A 14,184-nucleotide genomic window follows, 5' to 3' on the forward strand; every position below is an offset into this window, starting at 1 on the left:
CCGCCGAGAAGCAGGCGGTGAGCGAGCGCCAGGAGGCAGTCATGCGAGGCAGAGTTCCCGTTCGGATGCGGGTGTTGGCCGCACTCAAAGGTGGGCCGGACTGGGATTCGATCACCCCGGATCAGGTTGTTCAGGCGCGTGCGCCGCAGGAGCGGTTGCGTCGCTCCGCGCTCGGCGCCTTCATCACCGGCAAACCCCATCGGGGTGCGCGCAGCACCACGCACACGCTCGAACTTCCCGGTCGCACACTGAATGTCCGCGTTCATCGGCCCGTGCACGCGGGGCCCGGGTTGCCGTTGATCGTCGCGTTTCACGGCGGCGGATTCATCAGCGGAGTGCCCGAGCAGGACGATTGGCTGCTGAGCCACCTGTCCGCCGAGTGCCCGGCGGTGGTCGCCTCGGTCGACTATCGGCTCGCGCCGGAACATCCGATTCCCGCGGCTGTCGAGGACGCCCGCGATGCGGTCCCGGCCCTCGTCGCGCAGGCAGGACAGTGGGGTGCGGACGGCTCTCGACTCGCGCTGCTCGGCAGCAGCGCGGGCGCCACACTCGCGGTGCTGACCGCCTTCGACACTCCTGACCTGCGAACGCAGGTACTGATCAACCCCCAACTCGACTGGACCGACGGCGTATTCGCCTACCCGTCGTTCACCGACAACGCCGACAGCCCCACCGCGACGCCCGCTAATTGCCGTGCGGTGCAACGCATCGCGCTGCCCGCAGGCTTCGACGCGCGAGCGATTTCACCCATGTTCCGCGAAGACCTCGCAGGGTCCGCGCCCACGCTCATCCAGTCGGCGGGACTGGATCCACTGGAAGATCAATCACCCGCCTACGCCGACCGCTTGCGGCAAGCAGGTGTCACTGTGACGCTGACTCGCTATCCCGAAGCGACACACGGCTTTCTGAGCATGTCGGGCCTGATCCCGGCTGCCGGTCCGGCCCGCGCGGAGATCCTCGACCATCTGCGAAACCGGCTGTCGGCACCTTCGGATGTGCGGCGATGACCACCGAACAACCCACTCGGGCAACGAGTCTCACGCACTTGCTGCGACCGTATCTGGGTAACTTCAGCGCGGTGGTGATCCTGCAGGTGATCGGCGCCGTCGCGGGGCTGGCGCCCTTGCTGGCTGTGGTCGAACTGGGTCGCACCGTGTTGACGCCCGGCGAGATCGATCGGGCGCACGTGTGGCTGACCGTGCTGGTCGGCGCAGTGGGTCTGCTCATCCGATTGCTGTGCACCGCAGCAGCTTCGGCGATCGGGCACCTCCTCGATGATCGAGTCCAGCTGTCGTTCCGGCGGCAGTTGGCCGACCAGCTGGGGCGGGTGCCCATCGGCTGGTTCGCCCGCCGTCGCACCGGCGAACTGGCCAAGATCGTGGGCGACGACGTGAGCGCCGTGCATCCGTTCATCGCCCACGCGCCCGGCGAACTCGTGTCCGCGTTCGTGGTGCCACTTGTCTCGCTGGTCTACCTGTTCACCGTCGACTGGCGGCTCACCCTCATCACCCTGATCCCGGTGGTGCTGGCCATCGCGCTCGTCCCGTTGATGATGACGCCCACCCGGCTGCGCGAACAGCAGGACTTCGACACGGCCATGGGTGGCATCGCGAGCTCGGTCGTCGAGTTCGTGCAAGGCATCGCGGTGGTGAAGGCCTTCGGTGGGTCCGAGCGATCCCATCGCCGATTCCGCACGGCCACCGACGATTTCGCGGACATCTTCTTGCGGATGGTGCGTGGGCTGGCGGGACCGGCGGCGGGCATGCAGGTGGCGCTGTCGCCACCGTTCGTGCTGCTGGTCGTGCTGATCGGCGGCGCGGTGCTGATCACCAACGGTGGGATGGCGCCGGCCGATCTGCTGCCGTTCCTGCTGCTCGGTATCGGACTCACCGCTCCCGTGGCGGCCCTCGGGCACGGCTTCGACGACCTGCAGGCCGCCGGTCGCGCGGCGGGCCGGATCCGCGATGTCCTCGACGAGGCGCCGCTGCCCGAGCCGACTCGGCCGAGAACACCGCAGGGGCACCGGGTGGAGTTGCGCGGCGTCCGGTTCGCCTACGACGCCGAGCACGAGGTACTGCGCGGCATCGACCTGGTGCTCGAGCCCGGCACCGTCACAGCGCTCGTCGGACCGTCGGGCAGCGGCAAATCCACCCTGGTCCAATTGCTGCCGCGGTTCTTCGATCCAACCCACGGCGCGGTGACCCTCGGCGGCATCGACCTGCGCGAACTCGGCAGCCGCGACCTCTACCGGACCGTGTCGTTCGTCTTCCAGGATGTGCGACTGCTGCGCGCGTCGGTGGCCGACAATATCGCCCTCGCTGTGCCGGACACCCACCGCGACAACGTGATTCGCGCCGCCCGCCTGGCGAATATCCATGACCGCATCCTCGAGTTGCCCCGCGGCTACGACACCGTGATCGGCGACGACGCGACGCTGTCCGGCGGTGAGGCGCAACGGATTTCGCTGGCGCGGGCCCTGCTCGCCGACGCGCCCGTGCTGGTCTTGGACGAAGCGACCGCCTTCGCCGACCCGCACACCGAACAGGCGGTGAGACAAGCGCTGGCTGCTCTCGGTGGCGACCGCACCATCCTGGTGATCGCGCATCGCGCGGAAACGATCGCCGACGCCGACACCGTCGTCATGCTCGACAACGGCACGATCGTCGAACAGGGCACACCCACGGAACTGCTTGCCCGACAAGGAAAGTTCGCCGACTTCTGGCACTCGCACCGATCGGTGACCGCGGAACTACAGGGAGACCCACGATGATTCGCATGCTGTTGCGCGTGCTCGGACCCGAGTACGCGAAACCGGTCCGGCGCACGGTCGCGCTGATGACGGTGACCGCGGTCGCCGAGGGGCTGTCCTACGCGCTCCTGGTCCCCGTGCTGCGGGCGCTGTTCGGCGACGCTCCCGCCGCCGCCCGACCCTGGCTGATCGCGCTGACCGTCGCCGTCGCCTGCTACGCGGTCCTGCGCTACCGCAGCGACCTGTCCGGATTCCGCGTCGGCACCACCCTGCTGCGCGGCGTGTACTACCGGCTCGGCGATCACCTCGCCCGACTGCCCATCGGCTGGTACACCGCCGGACGGGTGGGGGAGGTGTCGGTGCTCGCCAGTCGTGGTGTGCTGCAGGCGTTGAGCGTGCTCGCCCATCTGATGGCGCCGCTGATCTCCGCCGCCGTCACACCGCTGACGATCATCGTCGTGATGCTCGCGTTCAACTGGCAGTTGGGGTTGGCCGCGGCCGCCGCGGTGCCGATCGTGGCCGCGATCCAGGTCTGGTCGGGGCGGGCGATTGCGGTCGGTGACGCGCAGCGCCACGCACGCGACCACGACGCCGCGCAACGGGCGATCGAATTCCTGCAGGCCCAGCCGGTGCTGCGGGCCGGAGGGCGCACCGCGCAACGATTCGACCTGCTCGACGATTCGCTGCAGGAAGTCGCCCGCGAGTCCCGCCGCCGGGCCTGCACGGCGCTCCCCGCGATCCTCGGCCTCTCGCTCGCGGTCCAAGCGGTGTTCACCGCACTGCTGGCCCTCGGCGCCTACCTCGCCCTCGGCGGAAACATCGGGGCGGCAGAGCTTTTGGCGATCCTGATCCTCGCCGCCCGCTGCGCCGACCCGCTGCTGTCGCTGTCCGACATCGGCGGACAACTCCGCAGCGCCCGTTCGGATCTGGAGCGCCTGGAAGCGCTCCTGCGCACCGAAACCTTGCCCGAACCCAGTACTCCGATCCACCCCAACGCCCACGATCTCGCCTTCGACGCCGTCACCTTCCGGCACGGCACACGCACAGTGCTGGACGAGGTCTCGCTGACGATTCCCCAAGGACAACGGCTCGCCGTGGTCGGCCCCTCCGGAGCCGGCAAAACCACACTCCTGCAACTGCTCGCCCGCTTCTACGACGTCGACGCGGGCACCGTGCGAATCGGCGGCGTCGATGTGCGCGACATCAGCACCGACACCCTGATGGCCCAGTTCGCCATCGTCTTCCAGGACGTCTACCTCTTCGACGGCACCATCGAGGACAACATCCGCCTCGGCCGCCCCGACGCCACCGACGACGAGGTCCGGGCAGCCGCCACCGCGGCCCGCCTCGACGAGGTGATCGATCGCCTCCCCGGTGGCTGGACAACGAACGTCGGCGAAGGCGGCACCGCACTGTCCGGCGGTGAGCGCCAACGTGTTTCGATCGCCAGAGCCCTCCTGAAAAACGCCCCGATCGTCCTACTCGACGAGGTGACCTCGGCCCTCGACCCACTCAACGAAGCCGCCGTCCACGCCGGCATCGAACGCCTGATGTCCGGCCGAACCGTAGTCATGGTCGCCCACCGCCTACGCACCGTCCGCCGCGCCGACCGCATCATCTTCCTCGACAACGCCCACCTCGCCGAAGACGGCACCCACGAAGAACTCCTCCTCCGCGAAGGCCGCTACGCCGACTTCTGGGCACGCTCCCTGACTCCGGCCACCTGACACGACGAAGCCGGGCCCGATCGTGGGGCCCGGCTCCGCCGGATGTGGCTATTCGTCGTCGAGCAGCAGGCCTGTTGCGGCCGCCTCGTCGATGACCCAGGTGGTCGACTCGATGCCGACCGCGCCGGCCGAGGGGACGTCGTCGGGGGAGGCGCCGTTGACGGCGGCGGCTACGGCGGCGGCTTTGCCTTCGCCGCTGACCACGAGCATCACGTGGCGGGAGCGGTGGACCGCGGGCAGGGTCATGGTGACCCGGGTCGGTGGGGGTTTGGGGCAATTGTGTACGGCGACACAGAGTTCCGTGGTTTCCTGCACGGCGGGGGAGTGCGGGAAGAGGGAGTCGATGTGGCCTTCGGGGCCCATGCCGAGGACGGTGAGGTCGAATTCGCCGCGTTCGTCGAGTTCGGTGTGCACGATCTGGGCGTAGGCGGCGGCGGCTTCCTCGGGGGAACCGTAGGGGCCGTCGGAGGGGGCGATCGGGAAGACGTGGGCCGGGTCGAGGGGGACGAAGTCCAGTAGTGCCTCGCGGGCTTGGAGTTCGTTGCGGTCCTTGTCGTCGGCGGGGACGAAACGCTCATCGCCCCAGTAGACGTAGAGGGTGGACCAGTCGATGTCGCCGGGGGACTGGCGGACGCGTTCGAGCAGGCGGATGCCGTCGCTGCCGCCGGTGAGCGAGACCGAGGCGTTGCCGCGTTCGGCCTGGGCGGCGACGATCACGTCGACGAACCGTTCGGCGGCCGCGTCGGCGAGGAGCTCGGCGTCGTCGTGGATCTCGATCGTGTTGGCGGGGAATTCGGCACCGAGGTCGTCATGGCTGTCGAGATCACTCATAAGTCACCTTCTCGATTCCGGCGAGCGCTTCGGCGTAGATCTCGTCGGCGTCGAGCCGGCGCAGTTCCTCGGCGAGGCAGTCGCGAGTTTCCCGGCGCGCCAGCGCGATGCGCTGGTCGGGTTCGCCGGTGCGGGTCAGCGTGGCCGTCCTTCCTAGTTGCGGGCGTTCGATGGCGATCGAATCAGTGGCGCGCTGGATTTCGACCTTCAACTCCCCGGTCTTGCGGATCACCGGGCAGTGCAGACGCGAAGCCAGCCACCCGGCCAGGGTATCCAGCGCGGGCTCGCTGGCCAGACCCGACACGGTCACCGACGTGACCGGTTCGAACGGCGGCTCGTCCAGGGCGGCGGCCAGCAGGGCCCGCCAGTAGGTGATGCGGCTCCACGCCAGATCGGTGTCACCCGTGGCGTAGGAGTAGCGGCGTTTCTTGATCGCGGCCTGCGGGTCGGGGGCGTAGGTGGCGTCGGTGATGCGGCGCTTGGCGAGCTTGCCCACCGAGTCCATCGACGGGAACTCAGGCGCGCCACGCGGCCACCACGCCACCACCGGGGTGTCGGGCAGCAGGAACGGGGTCACGACGCTGCTCTCGTGGTTCACCAGCGCACCCTGTAGGCGCAGCACGATCACCTCGGCGGCACCGGCGTCGCCGCCGACCCGGATCTGGGCGTCGAGGCGGGTCTCGGCGTCGCGATCACCGCGGGCCAGAACGATGACCCGGCAAGGGTGTTCGCGGCTGGCGTCGTTGGCGGCATCGATCGCGTCCTCGGCTTCGGAGGAGTCGAGGGTGCACACCACCAGGGTGAGCACGCGGCCCTGGGTGATCACGCCGTTGGTCTCGCGCAACTGCACCATCCGCTTACCGACGTCGACGGTGGTGGTGTCGGGCATGTCGACGATCACGGACGCCGCCATTCCCGCCCGCTGCGCGCGAGCATCTCATCGGCCGAGGTGGGGCCCCACGTCCCGGCCTCGTAGGGTTCGGGTTTGCCGCCCGCGGCCCAGTGCGCGAGCACGGGATCGAGGATGCGCCAGGACAATTCGACCTCCGCGTTGACCGGGAACAGCGACGGCACGCCCAGCAGCACGTCGAGGATGAGGCGTTCGTAGGCCTCGGGGGACGACTCGGTGAAGGCTTCGCCGTAACTGAAGTCCATGTTCACGTCGCGCACTTCCATGCCCGAGCCGGGGACCTTGGAACCGAAGCGCAAGGTGATGCCCTCGTCGGGCTGCACCCGGATGACCAGGGCGTTCTGGCCGAGCTCCTCGGTCATGGTCTGATCGAAGGGCAGGTGTGGTGCGCGTTTGAACACCACCGCGATCTCGGTCACCCTGCGGCCCAAGCGTTTTCCGGTGCGCAGGTAGAACGGCACACCCGCCCAGCGCCGGTTCTCCACGTGCAGGGTCAGGGCGGCGTAGGTCTCGGTCCGCGACTGCGGATCGAAGCCTTCCTCCTGGAGCAGGCCGACCACGTGCTCGCTGCCCTGCCAGCCCTCGGTGTACTGGCCGCGCGCAGTGGTTTCATCCAGTGGCGCAACGAGTTTCGTGGCCGATAGGGCCTTGATCTTCTCGGTGGTGAGCTGCATCGGCTCGAAGGAGGTGGGTTCCTCCATCGCGGTCAGCGCGAGCAACTGCAGCAGGTGGTTCTGGATGACGTCACGGGCGGCGCCGATTCCGTCGTAATAGCCTGCGCGACCGCCCAATCCGATGTCCTCGGCCATGGTGATCTGCACGCTGTCGACATAGTTGGCGTTCCAGATCGGCTCGAACAACTCGTTGGCGAAACGCAACGCCAGAATGTTCTGGACCGTTTCCTTGCCCAGGTAGTGGTCGATACGGAAGACCTGCTCCTCGGGGAACACCCGGTTGACCAGCGCGTTGAGTTCCTTGGCGCTGGTCAGGTCGTGGCCGAAGGGCTTCTCGATCACCACGCGCCGCCACGGGGTATACCCGTCGGGTTCCGGTGCGGCCTTGGCCAGGTTGTGCTCGCTCAGCTGATCGAGCACCACGGGGAACATGTTCGGCGGAATCGACAGGTAGAAGGCGTAATTGCCGCCGGTACCGCGGGTTTCGTCGAGGTGTTTCAGGGTCTCGGCGAGGGTGGCGAAGGCCTTGTCGTCGTCGAAACTGCCCTGCACGAACCGCAGCCCCTCGGCCAGGTGATCCCAGACCTCCTGGCGGAAGGGAGTGCGCGCGTGCTTCTTCACGGCCTCGAGTACCACCGAGGCGAAATCCTCGTCGGCGTAGTTGCGCCGGGCGAAGCCGACCAGGGCGAAACCAGGGGGCAGCAGCCCCTGATTCGCCAGGTCATAGATGGCCGGCATCAGCTTCTTGCGGGAAAGATCTCCGGTGACACCGAAGATCACCATGGAGCACGGGCCCGCGATGAAGGGAACCCGTTTGTCGCGTTCGTCGCGCAGCGGGTTGTGCCACAGCCCCGCCTGGTCCGTCGATGCTGTGCCGGCCATCGTGTCAGTTGCCCTCCGCCGCGATGCCGAGTGCGCCGGTGGTGGCCTCGATCAGCTCACCCCACGCGCTCTCGAACTTGTCGACGCCTTCGCGCTCGAGCAGCGCGAACACATCGTCGAGATCGATACCGACCGCTGACAGCTCGGCGAACACCGCGGCACCCTCGGCGCCACGGCCGCTGAGCGTGTCGCCCAGCACCTCACCGTGATCGGCGAACGCCTGCAGCGTCTTCTCCGGCAGGGTGTTGACCGTGTTCGGGCCGACGAGCTCGGTGACGTAGAGGGTGTCGGGGTAATCCGGGTTCTTCACTCCGGTCGACGCCCACAGCGGTCGCTGCCGGTTGCCGCCCTGTGCGGCCAGGTGGTTGTAGGTGGAGGTGTGCGCGCCACCGTCGAACACGTCCTGGTACTCGGCGTAGGCCAGACGCGCGTTCGCCACACCGGCCTTGCCGCGCAGGGCGAGGGCTTCGGGCGTGCCGATCGCCTCGAGGCGCTTGTCGATCTCGGTGTCAACGCGGGAGACGAAGAACGAGGCGACCGAGTGGATCTTGGCCAGGTCGTGGCCGCCGATCTTGGCGTTGCGCAGACCGTCGAGGTAGGCGCCCATCACCGCGCGGTAGCGCGGCACCGAGAAGATCAGCGTCACGTTCACGCTGATGCCCTCGGCGATCACCGAGGTGATCGCGGGCAGACCCGCCTCGGTGGCCGGGATCTTGATGAACAGGTTCTTGCGGTCGACGATCTTCCACAGCTCGATCGCCTGGGCGACGGTCTTGTCGGCGTCGAAGGCGAAGCGCGGGTCGACCTCGATCGACACCCGCCCGTCCACGCCGCCGGTCGCCTCGAACACCGGCGCGAGCACGTCGCAGGCGGCGCGCACGTCGTCGGTGGTCATGGTGCGGATCGCCGCGTCGGCGTCGGCCCCTTGGGACGCAAGGTCTTTCAGCTGCGACTCGTAGGCATGGCCCACGCTCAGCGCGGCCTGAAAGATGCTCGGGTTGGTGGTGACACCGACGACGCTGCGGGTCGCGACCAGGTCGGCGAGATTGCCGGACTGGATGCGGTCACGCGAGAGATCGTCGAGCCACACCGAGACGCCCGCGGCCGAGAGCGCGGCGAGATTCTCGTTCTGTGCCATGGTTTTACCCCTTCACATTGTCGAGCGAACGCTGTGCGGCGGCGACGACGGCATCGGCGGTGATCCCGAACTCGTTGTACAGCTTCTGGTACGGCGCCGACGCACCGAAGTGGTCGATACCGACGTGCTCACCGGCGTCACCGAGGAAGCGGTGCCACGACATCGCGATACCGGCCTCCACCGACACCCGGGCACGCACCGACGGGGGCAGCACCTCGTCGCGGTAGGACTTGTCCTGGGCGTCGAACCACTCCACACACGGCATCGAGACCACGCGGGTCGCGACACCCTGCGACTCCAGGGTAGTGCAGGCCTCGATCGCGAGGTGGACCTCGGAACCGGTGGCCATCAGCACGACCTGCGGGGTGCCGTTCGAGGCCTCGGCCAGCACATACCCGCCCTTCGAGGCGCCTTCGTAGCTGGTGCCTTCCAGCGTGGGCACGTTCTGGCGGGTCAGCGCCAGCGCCGACGGGCCGTCGGTCTTGGCGGGCTCGAACACCGGGTAGTGCGAGTGGTGCTCGTCGGAACCCCGCTCGAGCAGCGAACGCCACACGTACGAGGTCTCGTTGGCGTCGGCCGGGCGGATCACATTGAGGCCCGGGATCGCGCGCAGCGACGCCAGGTGCTCGATCGGCTGGTGGGTCGGGCCGTCCTCGCCCAGACCGATGGAGTCGTGGGTCCACACGTAGGTGACGGTGGTGCGCATCATCGCGGCCAGCCGCACCGGCGGGCGCATGTAGTCGCTGAAGACCAGGAAGGTGCCGCCGTAGGGCCGGGTCGGGCCGTGCAGGGCAATGCCGTTGAGGATCGAGCCCATCGCGTGCTCACGCACACCGAAGTGCAGCGTGCGACCGAAGGGCTCGGCCTTCCAGTGGCTGGTGGAGATGTCGGTCGGACCGAAGCTCGGCTGGCCGGGCATCGTGGTGTTGTTGGACTCGGCCAGGTCGGCCGAGCCGCCCCACAGTTCGGGCAGCACATCGGCCAGCGCCGAGAGCACCGAACCCGACGCCTTGCGAGTAGCCATACCCGACGCGCTCGGCTCGAACTCGGGCAGCGACTTCTCCCAGCCCTCGGGCAGCTGACGCGCCTGCAGACGCTTGTAGAGGGCGTGGTTGTCCGGGTTCTTCAGCGCCCATTCGGCGAACTGGATATCCCACTTGGCCTGCTCCTCGAGGCCACGGACCAGCGCCTTGCGGGTGTGCTCGATGACCTCCGGCGCCACCTCGAAGGAAGCGTCCGGGTCGAAGCCGAGGGCCTTCTTGATCCCGGCCACTTCGTCGGCACCGAGCGCGGCACCGTGCGCGGCACCGGTGTTCATCTTGGTCGGCGCGGGGTAGCCGATGATGGTGCGCAGGATGATCAGTGACGGCTTGTCCTTGACGTCCTTCGCCGCGGCCAGTGCCGCCTCGATCGCGACGATGTCCTCGCCGCCCTCGACCGTCTGCACGTGCCAGCCGTAGGCCTCGTAGCGCGCGCCGACGTTCTCGTTGAAGGCGATCTTGGTGTCGTCTTCGATGGAGATCTCGTTGTCGTCGTAGATCACCACGAGGTTGCCCAGCTGCTGGGTGCCCGCGATCGACGAGGCTTCCGAGGTGACGCCTTCCTCGAGGTCGCCGTCGGAGGCGATGGTGTAGATGAAGTGGTCGAACAGGCTCTCGCCCTCGGCCGCGGCCGGGTCGTAGAGACCACGCTCACGCCGCGCCGCCATCGCCATGCCGACCGCCGACGCCAGACCCTGACCCAGTGGGCCGGTGGTCATCTCGACGCCCGCGGTGTGGCGGTACTCCGGGTGGCCCGGGCACGCCGAACCCCACTGGCGCAGCGATTCCAGATCCGACAGCTCCAGGCCGAAACCGGCGAAGTAGAGCTGGATGTAGAGGGTGAGGCTGGAGTGCCCACACGAGAGGACGAAGCGGTCGCGCCCGGTCCACCACGGATCGGCCGGGTTCTGGCGCATCGTGCGCTGGAACAGGGTGTAGGCGACCGGTGCGAGGCTCATCGCGGTACCGGGGTGCCCGTTGCCCGCCTTCTGGACCGCGTCGGCGGCCAGCACGCGGGCCGTGTCGACGGCCTTCGTGTCGAGGTCCGTCCAGTCGCTGGGATAGTTCCGCTGAGTGAGGGCGTGAATGTCGCTGGTGACTGGCACGACCGTGGTTCTCCTGACCTAGGTTTCGTCGACGGCGATAGCTTGGCAGCGGCGATGATGTTCAACAGGTCGCACGCGGCCGGGATGCGTACCGATGTTCATGAATACCCTAGTGGTGCTGCTGGACCGGATCGGCGCGAACCCTGGCAGTGAGTCTAGTTCGGATCGGGGGGATCCGGCGGTGTGCGCTGTCAAGCATCGGCGCGACGCACGCGGGCGGGGTCGCGGTGCCGTTCACCTGCGCGTCGATGCGGGTTCACCACCTCGTGCGGTCCGAGGGGGCGGTCGCGAGGTGTAGTGACCGCGCCCACGGTGGCGGGGGTCTGGCGCGGAGCGGCAGGTGAGTGGGTCTACCATCCTCTGTAGTAGTGGCCGCGCCGCAGCCGCGCGCTGCTCGTTCCATTACCGGATGCGAAGCGAAGCACAGCGTGCGAGGAGAAACAGTGCGGATCGGTCACGAGCCGGGTAGTAGCGGTGCGCACGGAAGTTCGTCGACGGCGCTGGCCGACCGCCTCGCGGGCGACAGTCTCGGCGCGCGAATCGTCCGCAAGCCCCTTGCCTACATCGCGCTCACCAAGCCTCGCGTCATCGAGCTGTTGCTCGTCGCGACCATTCCGACGATGCTCCTGGCCGACCGTGGCAATGTGGACATCCGGTTGATCCTGGTCACCCTGTTCGGTGGCTGGATGGGCGCGGCGAGCGCCAACACCCTCAACTGTGTGGCCGACGCCGATATCGACAAGGTGATGAAGCGGACCGCGCGCCGCCCGCTCGCTCGCGACGCGGTGCCCACCAGGCACGCTCTCATCTTCGGTGTCGTCCTCGGTGCGATCTCCTTCGCCTGGCTGTGGTGGCAGGCCAACCTGCTCAGCGGCGCGCTCGTGGTCGCCACGATCCTGTTCTACGTCTTCGTCTACACCAAGGGCCTCAAGCGCCGGACCTCGCAGAACGTGGTGTGGGGCGGCGCGGCCGGGTGCATGCCCGCCCTCGTGGGCTGGTCCGCGGTGACCGGCACGGTCGGCTGGCCCGCACTGGTGCTGTTCGCGGTGATCTTCTTCTGGACGCCGCCGCACACCTGGGCGCTGGCCATGCGCTACAAGGAGGACTACCGCGCGGCCGGTGTGCCGATGCTGCCGGTGGTCGCCACCGAACAGGTCGTCACCAAGCAGATCGTCATCTACACCTGGCTGACGGTGCTCGCGACCATGGCCCTCGTCCCCGCGACCGGCGTCATCTACGCCGCCGTCGCCCTGGTGGCCGGTGCCTGGTTCCTGCTGATGGCCCACCAGCTCTACGCCGGGGTGCGCCGCGGCGAGTCGGTGAAGCCGCTGAAGCTGTTCCTGCAGTCGAACAACTACCTCGCCGTGGTGTTCTGCGGTCTGGCTGTGGACTCGGTCCTCGGCTGGGACACGATCGGCAGCCTCGTCGGGCTGTAAAGACTCTCGTGATGGTGGCCGGGCGGCGATGCCCGGCCATCGTCATTTCTGGACCGGTCGCTGGAACGGCGCTCATCGTTCACTGATCGCGCGAACGGTCGGAAATCCGACGGATTCGACGACTGGTGAACGGTGAGCGCGGTTTCTCGGCGTGGATTACGGCAGCAGGACGATCGAGCCGGTGGTCTTGCGGGCGCCCAGGTCGCGCTGAGCCTCGGCGGCGTCGGCCAGCGGGTAGGTGGCGCCGATGCGGAAGTTCAGGGTGCCTGCGGCGATCCAGTCGAAGACATCGGTTGCGCGCCAGAGGAATTCGGTGCGGTCGCGGGTGTAGGCGCCCAAGGACGGACGGGTGAGCCACAGCGAACCGGCGGGGTTGAGACGCTGGGGGTCGAAGGGCGGGACGGCTCCGCTGGCCGCGCCGAAGAGTGCGAGGGTGCCGCGGACGCGCAGAGAGGCGAGGCTGGCTTCGAAGGTGCTGGCGCCGACGCCGTCGTAGACCGCGGCGACGCCGATGCCGTCGGTGAGTTCGCGGACTCGGGCGGCGAGGTCGTCACCGTAGTGCAGGACGTCGGTGGCGCCTGCTTCGCGGGAGAGTTTCTCCTTGGCATCGGTGGAGACCGTGGTGATCACCCTGGCGCCCTTCGCGACGGCCATCTGGGTGAGCAGTAGGCCCACGCCGCCCGCGCCCGCGTGGATGAGGACCGGATCGCCGGGCTCGGGGGAGAACACCGATTCGGTCAGATAGTGGGCGGTCATGCCCTGCAGGAGCGCGGCGGCCGCGACCGTCGGGTCGACGTCGCCGGGCACCTTCACCGCGACGGCTTCGTCCACTGCAACCAATTCGGCGTAACTGCCGGGCGCCGATGCCCACGCGACACGGTCGCCGATCGCGAACTCGGTGACATCGGAGCCGATCGCCACCACGATGCCCGTGCCCTCGGAGCCGGGGATATAGGGCGTCGCCTGCGGATAGAGGCCGGTGCGGAAATAGATATCGATGTAGTTGACGCCCACACCCTGGGTCTCGACCAGCAGTTGACCGGGGCCGGCCGACGGGTCGGCCACCTCCACGTACTGCAGAACCTCGGGACCGCCGTGCTCGGAAACCTGAATCGCGCGCATGAGTCTCTGTTCTACACCCCGTGTTCCGGACCACTCGGGGCTGGACTGGAAACTACCGGCCGGTAAACTACGGCGCATGAGTACAACCGCCGCCCCCGAGGCCGTGAAGGTGCCGGCCGAGGTCGAGAAGTCCATCGTGAAATTCGTCGCCCGGCACGGTGGTTCGGGCACGGCCGTGCTGCAGTACATCGGCAAGCAGGGTGTGCGCATCACCCTGGTCGGTGCCGACGGCATCCTCGGCGACCGGGTGGTCGGCGATATGGCGACCGCGAAGGCCATCGTCGAGCGGGTCGACGGGCTTGCCGAGACCGACGAGTGGAGCCGTGAGCTGGGCTCGATCGTCACCCCGACCGCGAAGCACTGGGACAAGATGGCGGCTTGGGTCGCGCATCAGACCAAGTTCCCGAAGGCGCGTAACTGGAAGTTGTTCGCAGGGGCCTAACGGCGCTGACGAGTAAAGCCCGCGAATCGCGCTGGCGGTTTCAAGGGGTCGTCGCAACACCACTGGTGTTAGACGGTAAGTAGATCACGCAGACGCTCGGCTGGGGTATCCCAGCCGAGCGTCTTGC

Annotated in this window: 11 protein-coding genes; 5 read left to right on the forward strand and 6 right to left on the reverse strand. The window is 68.1% G+C overall.

What is annotated here, in order from left to right:
* Positions 1-41 precede the first annotated feature (41 nt).
* Genes ACFWUP_RS27180 through ACFWUP_RS27190 form a run of 3 tightly spaced genes read left to right on the forward strand, consistent with a single transcriptional unit; the run spans position 42 to position 4,476 of the window.
* Complete coding sequence (locus ACFWUP_RS27180) at positions 42-1,007, forward strand: alpha/beta hydrolase fold domain-containing protein (RefSeq protein ID WP_379238805.1); 966 nt, start codon at positions 42-44, stop codon at positions 1,005-1,007.
* Positions 1,004-2,770 carry an ABC transporter ATP-binding protein gene (locus tag ACFWUP_RS27185; RefSeq protein WP_379238806.1) on the forward strand — a complete coding sequence of 589 codons (1,767 nt, stop codon included), beginning with the start codon at positions 1,004-1,006 and terminating at the stop codon, positions 2,768-2,770. The genes ACFWUP_RS27180 and ACFWUP_RS27185 overlap by 4 nt, the downstream gene beginning before the upstream one ends.
* Positions 2,767-4,476: an ABC transporter ATP-binding protein gene (locus ACFWUP_RS27190; RefSeq protein WP_379238807.1), complete on the forward strand. Its 1,710-nt coding sequence runs from the start codon at positions 2,767-2,769 to the stop codon at positions 4,474-4,476. The genes ACFWUP_RS27185 and ACFWUP_RS27190 overlap by 4 nt, the downstream gene beginning before the upstream one ends.
* 48 nt (positions 4,477-4,524) lie before the next feature.
* Here the strand turns inward: ACFWUP_RS27190 and pgl are convergent, their stop codons facing one another.
* Genes pgl through tkt form a run of 5 tightly spaced genes read right to left on the reverse strand, consistent with a single transcriptional unit; the run spans position 4,525 to position 11,057 of the window.
* The gene (gene pgl / locus ACFWUP_RS27195) at positions 4,525-5,307 is read right to left on the reverse strand and encodes a 6-phosphogluconolactonase (RefSeq protein ID WP_379238808.1); all 783 of its coding nucleotides are present in this window, start codon (positions 5,305-5,307) and stop codon (positions 4,525-4,527) included.
* Positions 5,300-6,208: a glucose-6-phosphate dehydrogenase assembly protein OpcA gene (opcA, locus tag ACFWUP_RS27200; RefSeq protein ID WP_379238821.1), complete on the reverse strand. Its 909-nt coding sequence runs from the start codon at positions 6,206-6,208 to the stop codon at positions 5,300-5,302. Before opcA ends, pgl begins: the two co-directional genes overlap by 8 nt.
* Positions 6,205-7,773, reverse strand: coding sequence for a glucose-6-phosphate dehydrogenase (zwf, locus tag ACFWUP_RS27205; protein ID WP_379238809.1), 1,569 nt, complete (start codon positions 7,771-7,773; stop codon positions 6,205-6,207). The genes opcA and zwf overlap by 4 nt, the downstream gene beginning before the upstream one ends.
* Positions 7,774-7,777: 4 nt before the next feature.
* Positions 7,778-8,911 (reverse strand): transaldolase, encoded by a 1,134-nt coding sequence (gene tal / locus ACFWUP_RS27210; protein WP_379238810.1) that lies wholly within the window; start codon positions 8,909-8,911, stop codon positions 7,778-7,780.
* A gap of 4 nt (positions 8,912-8,915) precedes the next feature.
* Positions 8,916-11,057, reverse strand: coding sequence for a transketolase (tkt, locus tag ACFWUP_RS27215; protein ID WP_379238811.1), 2,142 nt, complete (start codon positions 11,055-11,057; stop codon positions 8,916-8,918).
* Positions 11,058-11,500: 443 nt separating this feature from the next.
* Here tkt and ACFWUP_RS27220 point away from each other — a divergent pair, with 443 nt between their 5' ends.
* Positions 11,501-12,493, forward strand: coding sequence for a heme o synthase (locus ACFWUP_RS27220; protein ID WP_379238812.1), 993 nt, complete (start codon positions 11,501-11,503; stop codon positions 12,491-12,493).
* A gap of 156 nt (positions 12,494-12,649) precedes the next feature.
* Here ACFWUP_RS27220 and ACFWUP_RS27225 read toward each other — a convergent pair whose 3' ends face one another.
* A complete protein-coding gene (locus tag ACFWUP_RS27225) occupies positions 12,650-13,615 on the reverse strand; it encodes a quinone oxidoreductase family protein (protein ID WP_379238813.1) in 966 nt (321 codons plus the stop codon).
* Positions 13,616-13,691: 76 nt separating this feature from the next.
* On the opposite strand from ACFWUP_RS27225, the gene ACFWUP_RS27230 reads away from it, so the two are divergent.
* Entirely contained in the window at positions 13,692-14,057 is a 366-nt protein-coding gene (locus ACFWUP_RS27230; RefSeq protein ID WP_379238814.1) for a hypothetical protein, read from the forward strand.
* Positions 14,058-14,184 lie beyond the last annotated feature (127 nt).

This window comes from Nocardia sp. NPDC058658 (genome assembly GCF_042716665.1).
GTDB lineage: Bacteria > Actinomycetota > Actinomycetes > Mycobacteriales > Mycobacteriaceae > Nocardia.

Bases quoted from the DNA above. Each gene is read 5' to 3' on its own strand.
- ACFWUP_RS27180 (WP_379238805.1), top strand. From the start codon at position 42: ATGCGAGGCAGAGTTCCCGTTCGGATGCGGGTGTTGGCCGCACTCAAA.
- ACFWUP_RS27185 (WP_379238806.1), top strand. From the start codon at position 1,004: ATGACCACCGAACAACCCACTCGGGCAACGAGTCTCACGCACTTGCTG.
- ACFWUP_RS27190 (WP_379238807.1), top strand. From the start codon at position 2,767: ATGATTCGCATGCTGTTGCGCGTGCTCGGACCCGAGTACGCGAAACCG.
- pgl (WP_379238808.1), bottom strand. From the start codon at position 5,307: ATGAGTGATCTCGACAGCCATGACGACCTCGGTGCCGAATTCCCCGCC.
- zwf (WP_379238809.1), bottom strand. From the start codon at position 7,773: ATGGCCGGCACAGCATCGACGGACCAGGCGGGGCTGTGGCACAACCCG.
- tal (WP_379238810.1), bottom strand. From the start codon at position 8,911: ATGGCACAGAACGAGAATCTCGCCGCGCTCTCGGCCGCGGGCGTCTCG.
- ACFWUP_RS27225 (WP_379238813.1), bottom strand. From the start codon at position 13,615: ATGCGCGCGATTCAGGTTTCCGAGCACGGCGGTCCCGAGGTTCTGCAG.
- ACFWUP_RS27230 (WP_379238814.1), top strand. From the start codon at position 13,692: ATGAGTACAACCGCCGCCCCCGAGGCCGTGAAGGTGCCGGCCGAGGTC.